This is a genomic window from Psychrobacillus sp. FSL H8-0487, from assembly GCF_038008385.1.
GTDB lineage: Bacteria > Bacillota > Bacilli > Bacillales_A > Planococcaceae > Psychrobacillus > Psychrobacillus psychrotolerans.
Map to the genome: position 1 here is coordinate 515,482 of NZ_JBBOZA010000001.1, position 19,755 is coordinate 535,236.

General features: G+C 37.3%; 17 protein-coding genes, 1 pseudogene and 1 riboswitch. Of the genes and pseudogenes, 12 read left to right on the top strand and 6 right to left on the bottom strand.

The genetic code is table 11. The features are described 5' to 3' along the window. Window positions 1-3 precede the first annotated feature (3 nt). Window positions 4-111: riboswitch (SAM riboswitch) on the bottom strand. An 83-nt stretch (window positions 112-194) separates the two neighbouring features. Next, window positions 195-395: a hypothetical protein gene (locus MHI47_RS02555; protein WP_093535957.1), complete on the bottom strand. Its 201-nt coding sequence runs from the start codon at window positions 393-395 to the stop codon at window positions 195-197. Between the two features lie 207 nt (window positions 396-602). On the opposite strand from MHI47_RS02555, the gene MHI47_RS02560 reads away from it, so the two are divergent. Both MHI47_RS02560 and MHI47_RS02565 read left to right on the top strand, forming a co-directional pair. Beyond that, on the top strand, window positions 603-1,163 hold the full coding sequence (locus tag MHI47_RS02560) for a TetR/AcrR family transcriptional regulator (RefSeq protein WP_340829358.1): 561 nt from the start codon (window positions 603-605) through the stop codon (window positions 1,161-1,163). Window positions 1,164-1,457: 294 nt separating this feature from the next. Continuing rightward, window positions 1,458-1,973: a DUF2798 domain-containing protein gene (locus tag MHI47_RS02565; RefSeq protein WP_093535953.1), complete on the top strand. Its 516-nt coding sequence runs from the start codon at window positions 1,458-1,460 to the stop codon at window positions 1,971-1,973. A gap of 202 nt (window positions 1,974-2,175) precedes the next feature. Here the strand turns inward: MHI47_RS02565 and MHI47_RS02570 are convergent. Further along, window positions 2,176-2,364, bottom strand: a pseudogene (locus MHI47_RS02570) (universal stress protein); the annotation flags it as partial. A 252-nt stretch (window positions 2,365-2,616) separates the two neighbouring features. After that, window positions 2,617-3,423, bottom strand: coding sequence for a TIGR00266 family protein (locus MHI47_RS02575; protein ID WP_093535949.1), 807 nt, complete (start codon window positions 3,421-3,423; stop codon window positions 2,617-2,619). A gap of 160 nt (window positions 3,424-3,583) precedes the next feature. On the opposite strand from MHI47_RS02575, the gene MHI47_RS02580 reads away from it, so the two are divergent. From MHI47_RS02580 to MHI47_RS02600, 5 genes are all read left to right on the top strand, one after another. Next, on the top strand, window positions 3,584-5,062 hold the full coding sequence (locus MHI47_RS02580) for an aldehyde dehydrogenase family protein (RefSeq protein WP_340829359.1): 1,479 nt from the start codon (window positions 3,584-3,586) through the stop codon (window positions 5,060-5,062). A gap of 15 nt (window positions 5,063-5,077) precedes the next feature. Further along, window positions 5,078-6,235, top strand: coding sequence for a saccharopine dehydrogenase family protein (locus tag MHI47_RS02585; protein ID WP_340761399.1), 1,158 nt, complete (start codon window positions 5,078-5,080; stop codon window positions 6,233-6,235). A gap of 2 nt (window positions 6,236-6,237) precedes the next feature. Continuing rightward, window positions 6,238-7,431, top strand: coding sequence for an acyl-CoA dehydrogenase family protein (locus MHI47_RS02590; protein ID WP_340829361.1), 1,194 nt, complete (start codon window positions 6,238-6,240; stop codon window positions 7,429-7,431). 349 nt (window positions 7,432-7,780) lie between these two features. After that, window positions 7,781-8,548, top strand: coding sequence for a threonine/serine exporter family protein (locus MHI47_RS02595; RefSeq protein ID WP_093535941.1), 768 nt, complete (start codon window positions 7,781-7,783; stop codon window positions 8,546-8,548). 12 nt (window positions 8,549-8,560) lie between these two features. Continuing rightward, window positions 8,561-9,010, top strand: a complete 450-nt coding sequence (locus tag MHI47_RS02600; RefSeq protein WP_093535939.1) for a threonine/serine exporter family protein — start codon at window positions 8,561-8,563, stop codon at window positions 9,008-9,010. Window positions 9,011-9,213: 203 nt separating this feature from the next. Here MHI47_RS02600 and MHI47_RS02605 read toward each other — a convergent pair whose 3' ends face one another. Beyond that, window positions 9,214-11,226: an EAL domain-containing protein gene (locus tag MHI47_RS02605; protein WP_093535937.1), complete on the bottom strand. Its 2,013-nt coding sequence runs from the start codon at window positions 11,224-11,226 to the stop codon at window positions 9,214-9,216. A gap of 131 nt (window positions 11,227-11,357) precedes the next feature. On the opposite strand from MHI47_RS02605, the gene MHI47_RS02610 reads away from it, so the two are divergent. From MHI47_RS02610 to MHI47_RS02625, 4 genes are all read left to right on the top strand, one after another. Continuing rightward, entirely contained in the window at window positions 11,358-12,284 is a 927-nt protein-coding gene (locus tag MHI47_RS02610; protein ID WP_340831991.1) for a DMT family transporter, read from the top strand. A gap of 108 nt (window positions 12,285-12,392) precedes the next feature. Next, complete coding sequence (locus tag MHI47_RS02615) at window positions 12,393-14,129, top strand: ABC transporter ATP-binding protein (protein ID WP_340829363.1); 1,737 nt, start codon at window positions 12,393-12,395, stop codon at window positions 14,127-14,129. Further along, window positions 14,113-15,933 carry an ABC transporter ATP-binding protein gene (locus tag MHI47_RS02620; RefSeq protein WP_139219906.1) on the top strand — a complete coding sequence of 607 codons (1,821 nt, stop codon included), beginning with the start codon at window positions 14,113-14,115 and terminating at the stop codon, window positions 15,931-15,933. The genes MHI47_RS02615 and MHI47_RS02620 overlap by 17 nt, the downstream gene beginning before the upstream one ends. A 10-nt stretch (window positions 15,934-15,943) precedes the next feature. Then, the gene (locus MHI47_RS02625) at window positions 15,944-16,822 is read left to right on the top strand and encodes a GNAT family N-acetyltransferase (protein WP_340829367.1); all 879 of its coding nucleotides are present in this window, start codon (window positions 15,944-15,946) and stop codon (window positions 16,820-16,822) included. Window positions 16,823-16,916: 94 nt separating this feature from the next. On the opposite strand, the gene MHI47_RS02630 is transcribed toward MHI47_RS02625, so the two are convergent. Beyond that, a protein-coding gene (locus MHI47_RS02630; RefSeq protein WP_340829369.1) for an IS3 family transposase occupies window positions 16,917-18,484 on the bottom strand; the annotation gives its coding sequence in 2 pieces (ribosomal slippage) (window positions 16,917-17,845 and window positions 17,845-18,484; 1,569 coding nt in all). A gap of 164 nt (window positions 18,485-18,648) precedes the next feature. After that, window positions 18,649-19,047 carry a VOC family protein gene (locus tag MHI47_RS02635; protein WP_340768168.1) on the bottom strand — a complete coding sequence of 133 codons (399 nt, stop codon included), beginning with the start codon at window positions 19,045-19,047 and terminating at the stop codon, window positions 18,649-18,651. 203 nt (window positions 19,048-19,250) lie between these two features. Between MHI47_RS02635 and MHI47_RS02640 the strand changes: the two genes are divergently transcribed. After that, window positions 19,251-19,673 carry an NUDIX hydrolase gene (locus MHI47_RS02640; protein ID WP_093535927.1) on the top strand — a complete coding sequence of 141 codons (423 nt, stop codon included), beginning with the start codon at window positions 19,251-19,253 and terminating at the stop codon, window positions 19,671-19,673. Window positions 19,674-19,755 lie beyond the last annotated feature (82 nt).

The window sequence follows — 19,755 nt, forward strand, 5'->3', positions numbered from 1 at the left end:
GTCTTCTTATCTTCAAGACGTCAAACGTCTATTTGGAATTAGCACCATACCTAAACGTGGCTGGTTGCTGAGACATCTACGGGCCAATCCCTCCGTCTCTCTCGATAAGAAAAATATATTAAATTATCACAATTTTTAATTTAAATAAGCTTAACACGTAGATGTGTTTTTAACAAGATGCATTTTGTTCAACATCATAACAAAAATGTCCATATTAAAACAATTACTCCGAGTATTAATGATATCCAACCTACTATTAACTTGTGAGAATAAGCTAAAGCTACTAGCCCCAAAAGAACTGCTCCAGCACCTAGCCAAAGCGGAGCATAAAAGAAACCTAGCACCCCTAAAACGATACCTAACAAACCAACCCATAATCCTGTAGAAGACTCCATCGTATCCACCTCCCATCTTGTATTGTAGGAACATAAGGCATAATGCTCCTCGTAATATTATATGAAGGTTTAGGAAGGGGAGATAAACAATCAAGGGTGTATTGGGCGCTTTGCTATTTATTTAAAATAAACAAAATACTAGAATGTTGTTAAAAATTTGTTATACTAACAAACAGACCCGTCGGTATGTTAGGAGGAAATTCAGATATGGATACTAAATCACTCATAATTGAAACTGCTACAACACTGTTTCAACAAAAAGGCTACAAAACTGTAGGACTAACAGAAATTTTAAAAGCATGTAACGTTACAAAAGGGGCCCTTTACCACCACTTTCCAAATGGCAAAGACGAACTCTTAATAACTTGTTTACATGCTTTAAAAGAAGATATTACAACAGATATTAAAGTGATTTTCAGTAAGCATCCTTCGACTGAAGATGCCATAGTTTCCATGATTGATAAATTAATTCGTAGTTTTGAAAAGGATGGGACCATCACTGGCTATACATTTAGCAGTATCGTTAGTGAGATGGCGACAATGAGTGAGCCTGTCCGAACCGCTTGTAGTGATTTGTATGAAAATATAGAGCAAATTTATTATATTAAACTATTAGCCGATGGTTTTTCGGTTAAAAAGGCTACTGCCATTTCATTATTATTGACTGCTTCAATTGAAGGAGCAATGATGCTGTGTTTAACTCAGCAATCAACTAATCCCTTAATTAAAATTTCGAACCTATTACCAACTTTATTAAAGAATTTCTGAAAAGGAAATCCAATATATAAAAAGAGTACAGTAACTCTGTAATATTGTAGGAATTGTCGGCTGTTTAATGAAACAGCTTTTAATAATGCACTTAGGAATCTATGGACTAGCTTTAATCCAAGCGAAAACCCCCATTAACATGGTTTGCATATAGGATTTAAATGAAAAACTTATGGACACTTCAAAGAGTTTTTTCTCTCTATAACGTTATCCTCTATTATAAAAATCGACTGTTTTGCTTCATATTAATTGCCAAGGTCTAAATAAGCTTTTTGAAAGGAAGATAAGTAAGATATGCATCAAGATAAAAGACTACCAAAGAATGGTAAAGAAGGCGCAATATTTGGCGCAATCATTTGTACATTATCAGTACTATTTATAGGATCAATCAACATAATTCTTGCAGCTGGAGGATTTAACAGTGAGGTTGCAATGGATATGTTAATCCTGTTGCCTATTATTTGGGTTATTGTGATGATTATTGAACCGTTAGCTATCGGTCGTTTTGCTGAATTTTTAGCATCTAAATTTATTTCACCAACAGACGGTTTTGCTGCTCGTATTATGTTCCGTACACTGTTCACAGTTTTAGGTATGTCATTTACAATGACTATTGTTGGAGATATCATGGGAAATGGATTTACAACTGATATCTTTACTAACTTTATCCAAATTTGGCCACGTAACTTTTTAATAGCTCTATTCTTAGAAAGTTTGGTTATTCAACCGATTGCACGTTTTGTAATGGTTAAAATGCATGAAGCTCAAGATAGAAAAGCATTAGTTCAAACAAATACACAAAGTATCTAGGTAAAGTAAGGTACATGGACATTGCACTTACACATCGGATGAAGCTTTCTGTAATAGGGTAAATGAATCAGGAGAAGCTACGAGATACAGTCACGTAGCTTCTCTACTTTTTAAGTAATCCTCCAATGTCGGTTCCCTAAAAGGTGAATAAGTTAATCCTATAAAAAAAGCGTCCAGACTTTTGAAAGTCTGGACGCTTTTTTTATATTGTTGAACCAGTTGTACGAATGACTAATACATCACATTTAGCTGAACGCACGATTGCTTCAGATACCGAACCAATCAAATAGCGTTCTACTGGCGTATGACCAGTAGCACCGCAAATAATTAAATCTGCCTCCACTGATTTAGCAATCTCTTTTGTTATTACTGTTTTAGGTGAACCATGGTCCGTATTTAAGGAATACTCACCCGATAATTGGAGTAAAAGTACAGTTCAATAAATTACATTACAAAATCCTCTTGTTGAGAAATACATTTTTTAATGATTAATGTGGAAAGCGTCACTTGAAACAGAAATCAGGGTTATATTAGTTGGATTATATTGTTCAAAATACTTGGGGCACTTAGTTCAAGGTATAAAATATTATAATTTCATAAAAAAAAACGGCTTAAAAAGAAAGCCATTCTCAAAGATTCCGATTTACTTCCCACCTAGCAGGTCAAATAATCCACCAGTTATACTACCTTCACCTTTTGAACCACCACCAGGTGTTTGGGGAGCTGCTGCAAATACTTTACTAGCCAATCTACTAAACGGAAGTGACTGAATCCATACGGTACCTGGACCACGAAGAGTAGCGAAGAATAATCCCTCTCCACCAAATAAGGCTGTTTTAACTCCTTTGACCATTTCAATATTGTAGTCAACGTCCGCAGTCATTGCTACGAGACACCCTGTATCTACGCGTAAAACTTCTCCTTGCTGAAGAGACTTTCTATGAATTGCCCCACCAGCATGAACGAAAGCGAGGCCATCACCTTCTAGTTTTTGCATGATGAAACCTTCACCACCAAAAAAGCCTGCTCCTAACTTACGCTGAAATTCGATGCCAATCGTAACCCCTTTTGCTGCTGCTAAGAAAGCATCCTTTTGACAAATAATTTTGCCACGGTATTGGCTTAAATCCAATGGAATAATTTTACCTGGGTAAGGTGATGCAAAGTAGACATGTCTTTTTCCGCTACCTGTATTAGTGAAAGTTGTCATGAATAAACTCTCTCCTGTAAGCATACGCTTACCTGCACCCATTAATTTGCCCATAAGACCACCGCCGCTACCAGCAGAACCCGATGAGCCATCGCCGAAAATAGTTTCCATTGAAATACCGTCTTCCATCATCATTAAACTTCCTGCTTCGGCAACAACTGTTTCCTTGGGATCTAATTCGATTTCAACAAATTGCATATCATCACCGTATAATTTGTAGTCAATTTCATGATTATTCATGAACAAATTCCTCCTTAAATTTTTCTCTACCATTTATACGAAAGCAGGGTGAAAAAGTTTCATTCGAAATATCCAAAGATTTTTAAAGGGATTTATGAAATTTTATAGAATATATGAATAATGGAAGCGTTTACATTTAAAAGTGAAAAGAGGGAATAAAATGAAATTAACTAACTTTATTAATGGCAATTGGCAAGACTCCGAGGGTGCAGATTATACACCAGTGGTAAATCCTGCAAATGGTGAACAGCTATCAGAGGTGAGGCTATCTACGGAAGAAGATGTAAATCTTGCGGTAGAAGCCGCAGTAAAAGCACAAAAAAAATGGGCACTCGTTCCTGCACCTAAACGTGCAGATTATTTATATGAAATTGGTAGGATAATGAAAGAAAAGAAAGAGCACCTTGCTCAAGTGTTAACAAAAGAAATGGGAAAAGTAATTGAAGAGGGACGCGGAGAAGTTCAGGAAGGCATTGATATGGCGTTTTACATGGCAGGAGAAGGGCGCCGATTATTTGGAGAAACAACCCCATCGGAATTGGCAGACAAGTTTGCGATGAGTGTCCGTTCACCTATTGGAGTAGTGGGGCTCATTACACCATGGAATTTTCCAGTGGCAATTGCTACGTGGAAATCCTTTCCCGCTATAGTGGCAGGAAATGCATTTATTTGGAAACCGGCAACGGAAACTCCGATGATGGCATATGAAATGGCTAAAATCTTTGAGGAAGCCGGACTTCCACATGGAGTGGCTAATGTCGTTTTTGGGTCAGGTTCTCAAGTTGGGACAGCTATGATCGAACATCCAGATGTAAAGGTTATCTCGTTTACTGGTTCTACAGAAACAGGGAGTAAGGTAGCCGAGCTTGGTGGTCGTCACTTAAAGAAAGTTTCTCTTGAAATGGGTGGAAAGAATGCAGTAATCGTCATGGAGGATGCAGACCTACCATTAGCAGTGGAAGGTATTTTATGGAGTGCCTTTGGAACAGCGGGACAAAGATGTACAGCATGTAGCCGAGTTATTGTGCATAAAGATGTAAAAGAAGACTTAGAAAAAATGCTCCTAGAACAAATGGAAAAACTAACGATTGGCGATGGACTAGATGAAACGGTGAAAATTGGTCCAGTTATTAATAAAAATGCTCTGAAAAAAATCCATTCCTATATAAAAATTGGACAAGATGAAGGGGCAACTCTCCTAACTGGAGGGGAAATATTAAGTGAGGGTATGCTGGCAAAAGGAAATTATTATGCCCCTACGTTATTTACAAACGTAAAGCCAAATATGCGAATAGCGCAGGAGGAGATCTTTGGTCCGGTTGTTTCCTTGATAGAAGTAGGTTCTCTAGAAGAAGCAATTGAAGTAAATAATGGAGTGAAATTTGGATTATCCAGCTCAATTTATTCGAATGATGTCAACAAAGTATTCCGTGCACAGCGTGATTTAGATACTGGAATTGTATATATTAACGCAGGTACAACAGGCGCAGAAATTCACCTGCCTTTTGGAGGAACAAAAGGGACTGGAAACGGACATCGCGATTCAGGGGTAGCAGCATTAGATGTGTATACAGAATGGAAGAGCATATATATCGACTACAGTGGGAAATTACAACGCGCACAAATAGACACAGAATAATAGGGGGAAAATTATATGATAGTTGCTGTATTAGGTGCAGGGTTAATGGGGAAAGAAGCAGCTCGTGATTTAGTGTTAAGCCCAAACGTGGATAAGGTTCTTTTATGTGATCTAGATGTAGGTCAAGCGAAGATGTTTAAGGAAAGATTGCAAAACTCCAAGATTGAAGTTTTAAGACTAGATGCTAACGAGGATGATAGCATACGCAAAATCATGAGAGAAGCGGATGTAATTATTAATGCATTATTTTATACATTTAACGAAAAAATAGCTCGGCTTGCTATAGAAGAGGGAATCCATTCTATTGATCTGGGAGGACATATTGGTGGAGCAACGGATCACGTATTAATGCTTCATGAAAAAGCTAAAACTAAGGGGATTACTCTAATTCCGGATTTAGGTGTTGCTCCTGGAATGATTAATATATTGGCTGGATACGGAGCTTCCAAACTTGATGAAGTGAATGCTATTCGTTTATATGTCGGTGGAATACCAGTTGAACCAGAGGGGATTTTTGGTTACAATATTGTTTTTTCATTGGAAGGGGTCTTTGATCATTACACAGATGCTTCACATGTCGTGAGAGAAGGGAAACTTCAGGAAATTCCTTCACTTTCAGAAGTAGAACCGATTACTTTTGAAGGATATCGTGAACTGGAGGCATTTCATACAGCAGGTGGGACTTCAACTCTACCTAAATCTTTTCCGAATGTGGATACACTTGAATACAAAACGATTCGATATAAAGGACATGCAGAAAAATTCAAACTGCTCGTAGACTTAGGGCTAACAAACAAAAATACAGTTGTTAATGTGAATGGCAATATGGTAAAGGCTCGAGATGTATTAAAGGAAGTCCTAACACCTCAGTTATTACTCGGGGATAAAGAGGATGCAGTATTGCTGCGGGTAATTGTAGAAGGTTTAAAAGATGGTATGCCTACAAGCTTCACTTACGAACTGGCGACCAAAAAAGACTCCCTTTCAGGTGAAACAGCAATGGCTAGAGCTACAGCAAATACGATTTCCATTGTTGCGCAAATGATTGGTAACAACGTCATCAAAAATCGTGGAGTATATCCACCTGAATTAATCGTTCCTGGCGAATTATATATAAGAGAGATGGCAGCAAGAGGCGTAGAAATAAAAGAATCTAGTACTAGAGGTGAGTAAAGATGAACTTTGACTTCTCAGAGGAACAAGTACTGTTGCGCAAAACAGTTCGGCAGTTTGTAGATCATGAAATAATTCCTCATATGGCAAAATGGGAATTAGACGGTGCATTTGATCCTGCCATTTGGAAAAGACTCGCAGACCTTGGATTGATGGGTGTTTGTATACCTGAAAAATATGGTGGCAGTGGAATGGATTATAATTCTCTTGCTATTGTTTGTGAGGAATTGGAGCGCGGAGATACGGCTTTTCGGACGGCAGTTTCAGTTCATACCGGTTTAAATTCCATGACCTTAATGCAATGGGCAACAGAAGAGCAGAAGATAAAATATTTGTTGCCACAAGCAAATGGTGAAAAAATTGGAGCGTTTGGTTTAACAGAACCAGGTGCAGGTTCAGATGTAGCTTCGATGTCTACAGTAGCAGTACTTGATGGTGACGACTATATATTAAATGGCCAAAAGACATGGATCTCCCTTTGTGATGTGGCTGATCATTTTATTGTTTTTGCTTATACCGATAAATCTAAAAAGCATCATGGTATTAGTGCGTTTATCGTGGAGCGTACACTGGACGGATTTTCATCTAAAGCGATTAAAGGTAAATATGGTATTAAGTCAGGAAATACAGGAGAGCTATTTTTTGATAATATGCGGGTGCCAAAAGAAAATCTTCTTGGGAAAGAGGGAGAAGGATTTAAGATTGCCATGTCAGCCCTAGATAATGGTCGATTCACAGTAGCAGCAGGAGCTGTTGGACTTTCAATAGCTTGTTTGGAAGCAAGTGTGAAGTATAGCAAAGAACGTCAAACGTTCGGAAAAGAGATTGGCAGACATCAGCTTGTTCAACAGATGATTGCTAAGATGGAGGCCGGACTTCAAATGAGTCGCCTTCTCGTATACCGTGTAGGCGAACTAAAAAACAAAGGTGTGCGCAACACAAGAGAAACATCTCTAGCAAAATGGCAGGCATGCGATTTTGCTAATAAGGCAGCAGATGATGCGGTGCAAATACATGGTGCATATGGATACTCCGATGAATATCCAGTAGCTCGATATTTGAGAAATTCTAAGGCTCCAGTTATTTATGAAGGAACGCGAGAGATTCATACAATTATGCAAGCAGAGTACGTCCTCGGTTACCGAGAAGACAAAACGCTAAGCAATATGCTGCCGAAGTGGCCATTTGACGAATAAAGCTTTAGTAGCAGCATGACCATAAACAAAAGCTCCCGAAGAATCTATTCGGCAGGAGTTTAACTTTAATATAACCCAGTACTTCTAACTAGCCCGCTAAGTGATAGGAGTTAATTTATTATATAATTTATAACACTAAGCGTGATTTTCGGGAGGAACAAGAATAATAATTGCCTCTATTTGCTACGGATGAATTTAAAAGTTATAATATGAATATATATTGATAAACTATATTAGAAAAATATTAAGTCTGAAAGTGGCTATTTTAGTCACTTTCTTTGTTTTTTTATAAAGTAAAGGTTTCATCAGTATTTGTTTTTTTATAGTTGGTTCTATAAGATTAGCTTAAATGGAAGAAAGAAGGTGTTCCTTATTGGATACAGATTATGAATTGGTAGTGGAGAGCTGTTTACTTGCAGGACGGTTAATGATGGAAAGTGGTGCTGAAACGTATCGAGCAGAAGATACGATGGACCGCATGGCTATTTCACAGGAACTTACGCAATCTCAAAGCTTTGTCACTCCAACAGGGATCATTTTTAGTGGGAATAAAAACCTTCCAACAAGATTAGTACGAATAAATGCTAGAACGACGGATTTAGGTAAAATCGCCTCCGTTAATAATGTATCTAGAAAATTAGCTTTTAGAGACATTACAATTGAAGAGGCATATAGTGAGCTTAAACAGATTGAAGATGAACATAAAACCTATCCATTTTGGATTCAAATAGTTGCAGCGGCAATTGCTTCAGGTGCATTTCTTTTATTATTTTCCGGAAAACTAATAGATGTACCTACTGCTTTACTTGCAGGAGGAATTGGTTATGCAATAGCAGATCGGTTAGAGATAAGGACGAGGGTTAAATTTTTTGCGGAATTTTTTGCGGCGTTTGTGGTTACTGTCATTGCAACCATTTCAGTTGCCACTGGTTTGGGGAGTGAAATAGATACCATCATTATTGGTTCTGTTATGCCCCTTGTTCCAGGTCTACTCATCACCAATGCAGTCCGCGATTTAATGGCTGGTAGTTTTGTGTCCGGTCTATCCAAGGGAGCAGAAGCTTTCCTCACAGCGTTTGCAATTGGAGCCGGAGTCGCGCTAGTACTATCACTGTAGGGAGGATTCAAATTGATATATGTAGTTCAAGGTATTTTAAGTTTTATCGCAGCTGCAGCGTTTGGAGTAGTATTTAACGCACCTAAGAAATCGCTGTTTTACTGTGGAGTAGTGGGCATGACCGGTTGGATTGTTTATATGTATGTGAACTCGTTAAATCAGGATCAGGTGAGTGCATCGTTTGCAGGAGCCTTTACCGTTGCATTCGTATCCCATATAATGTCCAAAAAATTTAAAATGCCGATGATTATTTTTAGTGTTGCAGGAATCATTCCATTAGTCCCTGGAGGCACGGCTTATAATGCCATGAGAAGTGTTGTGGAAAAAGATTATGCATTAGCTCTTGAATTTGCTTCTCTAGCTTTACTGATTTCAGGTTCGATTGCAATGGGCTTAGTATTTGCTGAAATTATTACACAGCTTTGGACGAAAGCAATTCTAAGATTAAAAACAAAACCGTGAGCAAAGAGACTTTGTCTTTGCCCGCGGTTTTTAAATTTTCAAGTCCGCGAGTATATCACCAATGAGCGCTGGTAATCGAAGAACGAAAGCGAGTAACCGAATGAATACAGCGAGTAAATGCTCAGCTACCGCAAGTAAGTTACCAAAAAAATAATGTAAAAAAGAGTCTGCCCTGGGGACAGACTCTTTAAATGTTTCCTATTTTATAGCATCTTTTCTACTTCTTCTGCGGAAATTGGCGGGCTAATGTAATAGCCTTGGACTGCGTCACAGCCGACTCGTTTAAGTAGAGCAAACTGTTCAGCACTTTCAACACCTTCCGCGACCACTTGAAGGTCTAATGATTGGCCAAATTGCACCAAACCTTGAACAAGCTTCTCGAGTTTTTCTTGTTTAGTTACAGAATTTATGAAAGATTTGTCAATCTTCAACTTCCCAATTGGTAACATTTGCAAGTATCGTAAAGAAGCATAGCCGGTCCCAAAGTCATCCAACACAAAGACGATTCCATCTTGCTGCAGCTTCTGTATTTGCTGAACAATTGCTTTTTCTGCCTCTGCTTCGAGTGCAAATTTTTCCGTAAACTCGATTTGGATAAGTTCTGGAGAACATTTGTACTTTTCAAGTACTTTTCGAATGGTCTTTACCATATTTTTATCTCTAAATTCGCGAATAGAAGAGTTAAAGCTCACTTTGATAGGCATTCCTTTTTGAGCCCAAATAGCAGCTTGCTCACAAGACTTTTCTAACATAAACTGACCAATCTCATTGATCAATCCTGTTTCCTCAGCGATAGGAATTAGTTCCTCTGGTGAGACCGTGCCCAATACACTATCTTCCCATCTAACTAATGCCTCTACAGAAGTTATTGCTCCAGTTTTGACATCTTGTTGAGGCAAGAACATGACATGTAAATCACGATGATTCAATGCTTCTAATAATCGTTTTTCAATTTGAACCTTACGAGAAAGTTTTGAATGGTCAGATTTGGAAAGAGTCGCAATCATACTGCCTCCCTCTAATTTAACCTTTTGAATTGTATTAGTAGTTGCTTTTAACAAATGGAGGTAAGATTGCTGATCTTCCGGATACCTTGTAATTGCTCCACTAACAGTAATCGGGATTATTTTGCTGTCTAAATAGATTGGATTTTGCTTTAAATAATTGGCAAATCCTTGTATATACCAGTCACTTAAAGGAGTAACTATTGCAAAATCATCTCTACCAGATCTTGCTATAATAGAATCTTCAAAGTAGATTTTTAATCGTTTAGTGAACTCATTCAACATTTTTGTTTCCGTTTGATCATTAAAAATTTCTTTTAACGTATAAAATTGATCAATGCCAATGAACACAAAAGAAAATGATTTTTTTTCATTAATATATTCATTTACTACTTCTTCTAGACGATGTCTGCTTAGCAAACCTGTTTCTGTATCTACATAAGCTATTTGTTCAAGTTTAGTCTGCATTAATTTTTTTTCTGTTATTTCATCTTCCAATAATAAAAAGTAAGGAGTATTATTTTGAGTATTGTGGACTGGAATAGCGAGTAAATTCACCCAAAAAGTAGTTCCGTCTTTTGTAATTTTCTCCACGGATCCTTGAAATACTTTTCCATCTCGAAGACGCGTAATTATTTGGTTCCCAATTGCCATATGTTCAGGGGTGTCCGGGAGTAACTGCCAAAATGATTTTCCGACAATTCGTTTAGGAGTCCAGGCACTCTTTTTCAAAAACTTATCATTCGCATGCATGATTAGTCCCTCGGGATCTATATAGACGATCATGTAGGAATTAGACAATCCTTTTTTTATGAGTTGAAGCTCATGAAAAGAAGATGCTTCCATGAGATCCTTTGTATCTGTTTTAATCTGAAATAATACATAGCGCGTGTCTTGCCATGAAAAAGACTTTGCTACGATGGAAGTTTTTATAGCTATTCTATCTTTTGAATATAGAACTACAGGACTAATCTCAAAGGGATCCTCTGTTTGTAAAATAGTTTCCCAATTTGCAGTTATGTGACCTTGTGTATAGTCTGTAAAAAATGGTACATCCATGTCTTGTAAATCATTAATAGAGTAACCTAATTGTTTTACTGCTTCTTGGCTACACCAGACGATCTTGCCTTTGTTGTCCGTCATAAAACTCGGTGTCGGCAAATGTTTAAAAAAGGTGTTGCCTAGGTCTAAAGATTCTTCCTTGAGAAACATATACAGGGCCTCCTTAAATAGTCTAATATTTTTTTTATTTCGTTTCTAAAAGTCATTAGTATAATACCATATATTCATTTATTTATAAACAGGTGGGTAAAAAGTACTTTCGAAAGTGGTGTGTTTAATTGATAAAAAATGATTTTACAAGGTCCAAAGGTATACTGCTTATAATTCTTGGGTCTATACTATGGGGCGCAACCGGACCCATGATGGAATGGATATTAAATAATACAAATCTGTCCGTTTCCTTTTTTTTGACGGTCCGCTTAATAACGGCTGGTTTATGCATACTATTTTTTCTCGCCATAACTGGTAAGAAAATATTTCTGATATGGACAGATATTAGTTGGCTTAAACAATTAGTTGTTTTCAGCGTGCTAGGAATGTTAGGTGTTCAATACACATTTGTTGCTGCAATTGAAGCAAGTAATGCATCAATCGCTACACTGCTTCAGTTTCTAGGACCTGTCTATATCATTTTATTTTTATCTTGGAAGAACAAAATATTTCCACCTAAATATCAGATTATAGGTATTATCGGCACGCTAATCGGTTTGTTTTTGTTGTTAACGAATGCAAATGTGAAGGTATTATTAATAAGTAAAGAAGCTTTACTTTGGGGCTTAGCTGTAGGTGTAGCTTTTTCCATTTATACCGTCTATCCCGCTCGATTAATGAAAGAGTGGGGAGTTCTTCTTATTGTAGGTTGGGGAATGTTAGTAGGAGGGGTAGTGCTAGCAGGAGTTACCCAAGTATGGAAATCAGATGAATGGACTCACCTTACTGTATTTCCTATAAACTTGATCGTCGTAATTATTATATTAATAGGAACCATTGCGTTTATCTTGTTTTTGTCGAGTATGAAATACATAACAGCAGTGGAAACAAGTATACTTTCTAGCATTGAGCCATTAACCGCGATGATTATATCGGTATTCTGGTTTGGACAAATACTTGGATCATGGCAATATATTGGAGTAATTATTATGCTTCTATTTGTCACCTGGCTCTCTATTGCAGGAGAAATTAAATGGATGCGTAAAAGTAAAGGATGACTTTCAAAATATTAAGTCATCTTTTTCTATGTCTTCAGAAGAGTTTATGGCATAATAGGTTTTACAAGAATTAATTCGAGTATCGAAGAATCTAGGGGTGTTTTAATTTTGAAGACAATTCTTTCTTATTTATCTCCATATAAAATATTGGTTATTGTCGCTTTAGTGTTGATGTTAGTAGAGCTTTCCGTAGAGCTTGTTCAACCATTGCTAATTGCTATTATTATTGATGATGGTATTTTGGCTGAGGACCAGCAAGCTATTATTCTTTGGGGAAGTATCATGCTCGGGATATCTTTTTTGGCATTCTTAGCAGGAATTATTAATACATATATCGCTTCTCATATTGTGCAAAGTTATGGGTTTGATATACGTCAGGCATTATTTAAAAAAGTGCAAGCCTTTACAATGGCTACTTTTTTAAAGTTTCCAACAGCTAGTTTAATCACACGTTTAACTACTGATGTGACAATTACACAAAATTTAATTTTTATGGGATTACGTATTATGCTTCGAGCGCCTTTACTAGTCGTGGGAAGTATTATTATGTCCTTTATAGTGAATCCATACTTGGCTATGTTCTTAGTAATAGGTGCTCCATTTTTAGTTGTATTCTTATACATAATGAGTAGGAATGGCTTGAAATTATTTAGTAAAGTTCAAAAAAGGGTAGACCAGGTCACAAGGAAAATACAAGAAAATTTACAGGCGGTACGTTTAATAAAAGCATATTTGCGTGGTAATTTTGAGTCAAGTCGTTTTGCATCTGTTGCAGATAACTTAAAAGTGGATAATGTTAAAGCATTCCGTATCATGGAGTTAATACTACCTGTATTGCTCTTTGTAATGAATGTCAGCTTATTGGCAGTATTATGGTTTGGAGCAAAAGAAATTCAAACGGGTGACGTGGAATTAGGGGAGCTAGTAGCTATTATTAACTATGCGATGCGTATGACAGGTGCCTTTTCTATGTTTGCTTTCATTATTATTTTCTTCTCTAGAGCAAAAGCATCATCGGAACGGATGGAGGAAGTGCTCAAGGTCGAGGAGGGCATTGAAATTATTAATGAAGACTCAGAAGGGACGCCTCCGGGAATAGGAGAAATTGAGTTTCAGCATGTGTCATTTCATTACCCAACGACAGATTTACCTGTATTAAAAGACGTCTCCTTTAAAGTGCAACCAGGATCCAAGCTTGCAATTATGGGAGCTACTGGTTCTGGAAAATCAACGCTTCTCAATTTAATCCCTAGGTTTTTCGATACAACAGAAGGAACTATATTAATAGACGGAATCGATGTTAAAGAATGGCCACTTAAAGAGTTAAGAAAGATAATTGGACTTGTTCCTCAACAATCTATTCTTTTTACGGGAAGTATAGAAGAAAATCTTGGTTGGGGAGATCAGGCGGCGACGGAAGAGTTGCTGAGAGAAGCAGCTAACCAAGCGCAAATTCATGAATCTATCGAACAATTCCCAGACCAATATAATACGAGAGTAGGGCAAAAGGGAGTCAATCTCTCTGGAGGTCAGAAACAGAGATTATCCATTGCACGTGCACTCGTAAGGAAACCAGAAATATTATTATTAGATGATAGTACAAGTGCATTAGATGTTTCAACAGAAAATGCGTTGTGGGAAGCTCTTGAAGAAGAAAATGCAACGATGCTTGTTATTACCCAGAAAATCCGAACTGCAAAGGGCGCAGATCATATTTTACTATTAGAAGAGGGCCAGGTATCTGCTTATGGAACTCATGATGAGTTGATGAAGGACTCCACTCTTTATAAAGCAATAGCGGAATCACAACAAGAGGGGGGCGAACATGATGAACTTCATTCGTAAACCTTTCGGCTATGAGCCTATTATTACTAAAGAAGATTTACAGAAAGACCATAAAAAGAAGGTGGATAAAGCTTCCGATTGGAAGGGTGTTTTAAAGGGGATTTGGAATTTAGTAGACGAACAACGTTTTCTATTAGTCATCGTTCTTCTGATGGTAGTTGTCAGCTCGGCATTAGCTTTAGTTGGACCATATCTAATCGGAGTAATTGTGGATGACCATATCTCCAAAAGTATATTTGTCGGTCTTTCCAAAATAATTGGAGTATTACTTTTCGTTTACTTGTTTTTCTCTATTGCTACTTATTTGCAAAGTTATTGGATGATCGGCATTTCTCAGCAAACAATATTTAGACTTCGTACAGGATTATTTGAACATTTACAGAAGCTCCCCGTGTCCTTTTTTGATAAACGCCAGCACGGCGAGTTAATGAGTCGTATGACAAATGATATTGAAAACGTTAGTCAAACTTTAAATTCGTCCTTTATCCAAGTATTTTCAAGTATTCTAACTTTGGTTGGGACAACAGTTGTCATGCTTTTATTGAGTCCGCTTATGACCTTAGTGACGCTTATCATTGTACCTTTTATGTATTTTGCAATGAGATGGATAACGAAGCGTACCTCAAAATTATTTAAGGAACAGCAAAAAGCAGTCGGTGAACTAAATGGAATGATTGAAGAAACAATTTCTGGTCAACGAATTGTAAAAGCCTTCTCACAAGAAGGAAGAATGCTCGAAGAGTTTGCTATTAAAAGTGAACGCTTAAAGAGAACTGGATTTTGGGCTTTAACTTACTCCGGTTTTATACCAAAAGTGATGAACTTATTGAATAATACAAGTTTTACACTAGTTGCTGCTGTAGGTGGGTTATTAGCCTATTATGGGCATGTGACAATAGGAGAGATTGTTATTTTTACGGAGTATTCAAGGCAGTTTACTCGTCCATTAAATGATTTAGCTAACCAATTCAATACGGTATTGTCTGCAATTGCAGGTGCGGAACGTGTTTTTGCTATTATGGATGAGCCAATTGAAGACGACGCTGCTCTAGACAATGCAGATTATGTATTGAAAGGAAATGTAACATTTGAAGATGTAACGTTTTATTACAACAAAGATGATGAGTCTCCGACTATTTCCAATGTATCTTTTCATGTGGATTCAGGGAAAACTGCCGCATTAGTTGGCGCAACAGGAGCTGGAAAAACGACCATTATGCAGCTGCTAGCGCGTTTTTATGAAGTAAATGGTGGACGCATATTAGTAGACGGGATTTCTATCGATGAGTTGCCTAGACATACTCTACGAAGTCAAACGGCATTTGTTTTACAGGATCCGTTTTTGTTCGAAATGACGGTAAGAGAAAATATTAGATATGGCAAATTAAATGCTACGGATGAAGAAGTGTTACACGCTGCTAAAGAAGCGAATGCACATGATTTCATCATGAAATTACCACATGGCTATGACACCATTTTATCAGCTGATGGTGGCGAAATTAGTCAAGGTCAAAAGCAGTTATTATCCATTGCACGAGCGCTAATTGCAGATCCAGCAATACTATTATTAGATGAAGCAACATCGAGTATAGATACTGTGACCGAGATGAAAATCCAAGAGGCACTTGAACGACTAATGGAGGGAAGAACGAGTTTTGTAATAGCCCATCGACTAAATACGATACGCCAAGCTGATTTAATATTCGTGATGGAAGCTGGAAAACTAATCGAGTCGGGTACACAAGATGAGTTGTTGCAAAAGAAAGGCAAATATTATAGTATGTTAACGAATTCAAAGACTTAAGGAGAAATAAATGAATATATCTATAATGACTGTGTCCTTTCCTTTAGACGAGGAGACAATGGAAGAAATAACGGAATTGTTAGTTGTGGCAGAAAACAATGATAAAGTGGATTATACCTCTCTACTAAATGTAGTAGAGCTATCCGACTTCTATATAAAGGGTTTTTGCATACTAGCCTATGAGGACGATAGCGATCGTTTGGTTGGCGTGTTAACGTCCATTGATCGAATAGCGACACTCGATTTTGAATGGAGTAGTGTTGTGCTACCTGGTGTTCGGAGATTAGGGATAGGCGAACGACTGGTAAGAGAATTGGGCAAAAATCTAGAAGTAAGAGCAGCTGTTTCAGATATCGCTTTAAATCCAGAAAGCTCGGAAGCAGGTAAGCAGCTACTGCATAAACTTGGATATGCTTTTGATTTTCAAGAGCGAACAATGGTAGCAGCTACGATGAGAAAAGTGGAAATAGAAAGTGAAGTCGAAGTATTAGAATACACCAAAGAAGAGTCAGAGGTCGTTGACGTATTAGTAAGTGCATTTGGCGACACGGAAGAAGAATCTAAAGTGTTAATTGCTTTTAATACTCAAACGCCAAATCGTCATTTGATGGTTGCTTACTTACAAGGTAAGGTAGTCGGAACAGTTACTGTAGTTGAGGAAGGCGAAAAGCTCTGGGTGACAGGGCTTGCTGTTCATGAAAATGCACGTAATAATGGTGTGGCAACATCCTTATTAAACTGGAGTAAAAACGAAGCTAATCGTATGGGGAAAACATCGGTCTATTTGGATGTAGAAACTGATAATACTCAGGCATTGTCTATTTATGAAAGAGCTGGATTTACGACAGTGAGTAATACTCATTTTTATACAAGAAGTTTGCTAAATTAGGCAATGTTAAAATAGGTTGATGATATAGAATAGAGAGGGCTTGGAGAACTGAACTGCCCCCTGTCAAATAGACAGTGGAAATAAATAAAAGACACTAGGCGGCTTTAGCTCTGTATTCTAAGGGACTAAGGCCGTTTAATCTTTTTTGTAATCTTTCCGTATTATAAAATTGAATATACTCATCAATAGCTTTCTTCAACTCTTCAAACGTACTGTACTTGTTTAAATGATACTTCTCACATTTCAGTGTTCCCCAAAATCCTTCCATTGGTCCATTATCAATGCACCGTCCTACTCTTGACATACTCTGTACTATTTCTGCTTTCTCTATTTTCCTTTTAAATGTAGAGGAAGTATATTGATATCCTCGGTCACTGTGAAGCAGTGGAGTTGCTCCTGCGCTAACTTCCAAAGCTAAATCAAGGGTTTTAAACACCAATGAATTATTATTGGAAGTACCTAGTACATAGCTCACAATAGATCCATCATATAAATCCAAAATCGCACTCAAATAAGCTTTCTGTGAGACTCCGTATTTCATTTCGGTCACATCAGTCAGCCATTTTTCATTTGGCTTCTCGGAGTTGAAATTCCTGTCCAACACGTTTTCAGCCACGTGCCGTGGTGTACTTGATTTATACTTCTTGCGCTTACATCGAATAACCGCCTGGATTCCGACAATCTTCATCAGTCGGTAAACACGCTTATGGTTAATAGACTTCGATAAGGTACGTCTCAGATTCATCGTTATGCGGCGATAACCATATATACCATCCACCTTATTATGTAGAAGTAATATCTCCTTAAGAATTTCCTCATTCAACTTCTCACTTTTCGAAGGGACGCGATCAAGCCACTTATAGTAGCCAGAACGTTGAATTTTCGAGATCTCACATAAAAGAACAATGGAAAATTTCTCTTTCTCATGAAGTTCTTGAATGGCTATATATTTATCGGTCAATCGAACTTGGCTTAAGGACGTCTCTTTCAACGCCTCCTTTCTAGTTCCTCTAACTTTTTTAAAAATGCAACTTCTGCACGAAGACGCTCATTTTCCTTCTCTAACTTCTTCATATCACGTTGGTACTTCTCATCGGGAGTTAATTCTAGCTCTGCCTTAGTCCGGCCGCGCCTGTCTTTAAGTCCGTCTTCTCCTTCTTTCTCAAACTTCTTTACCCATTGATACACCTGTTGATAGGAAACGTTGAACTGTTCCGACGCCTGATGATAATTTTTTCCATTCTGAAAACAGTACATAACTATTTCCAAACGTTCTTCAAGTGCAGTAGACCGACCTTTAATCATAGAGTTATTCATCCTTTTCATCTCTTTTAAACCTCTATGATCATTATAAATCTTTATCCACCTTCGTAACACTGAGCCACTGGAAATTTTGTACTTGCGTACAATCTCGGTTTGAGAATAGTTCCCGGAAAGACAGTCAAGCACCGCAGCCAGTTTCACTTCTTTAGAATACCTTTTCCATCCATTAGGATTATTAAGCCCGTCCATTCCATATGTTTGGAACTGGTAAATCCATTCTTTAATTGTTTCGTCAGAAACATTGTATTGACGACAGAAGTCTATACTTGAAGTTTTTCTATTCTCATAAGATACAATTACCTCATACTTTTGTTGTGCAGTAAAAGCACTTTTACCCATAAAAAAACCCCCAATAAAGGAAACAGATTTTTTATTATTTCATCTGTCTACCTTATTGGGAGCATATCAAACTTCCAAGCCCTTTTCTTGTGTTTACTAAGGCATGTCGTTAGAAATTATATTATTATTTTTGATACTAGGAGGAGAAAAACAAGTTTTTTCTTTTATTTTGGGAGATTTAGTTGCCATGAAACTCCGAAACGGTCATTTAGCCAACCAAACTTTTTACTAAAACCATAGTCACCTAAAGGCATGAGTGTTTGTCCACCTTCGTTGAGTGATTGATAAAGATCGTTCAGTTCCTCTTCCGTATCACATGTAACAAATATTGAAACTGAAGGAGTAAAAGAAAATTGATGTTTCACATGACTGTCAATACACATAAATTCTTGCTGTTTTAAAGTAAAGGTAGCCTGCATTACCGTTCCTTCTTTTCCAGATTCATTAGGTCCGTAACGAACAATACTTGTAATTTGAGAATCCTCGATAAGGCTTGTGTAATAATTCATCGCTTCTTCTGCATTGTCATCTTGAAACATTAAGAATGTCGCTAACTTTTCCATTTAATCTACTCCTTTTCATATCAATCCTCTAAAGTATAAATCAATTCTTATAAAAATATCCATAATCGATTAATTGACCTTTTTCTTAAACAGCGCCTTCAATTAAATGGAACAGAGAGGATAATCATTTCTTCAAGATAAGAGGTACAAATAGAGGAAAAGACTTTTGCTATATAGAATATACAAAATGAGGAGGGAAGATAATGTTCATCGTTAATGTTGAAGGGGCAATCTACCAAAATGATAAGTGGCTGTTAATAAGAAGGAGTGAAAAAGAAGAGCACGCAGGAGGGTTATTATCTCTTGTTGGAGGTAAGGTAGAGAAAGATGGGATATCTTCCAATATATTAGAAGAAACGCTAAAAAGAGAAATTTCAGAAGAAGTGGGTGTACAGGTTTCCAATCTTAGGTATGTTAATAGTACTTTATTTGTAACTGATACGGGTTTAACTGTCGTAGACATTGTTTTTCTTTGCGAGCATGAATCTGGCATACCTTATGCTAAATGCCTGGATGAGGTGAGTGAAGTTTATTGGGTATCGACACAGGAAATTTTAGATAATCCAGACTTGCCAGTTTATCTGAAAGCAAATATTAAATTGGCATATAAACTTCTCCATTCTTAGTGTATTAGCCAGGGAAGTACGTGGAGAGACTTAGACCTGGGTATGGAACCGTTCGAAGATAGAGGATATGAATTTATAAAAG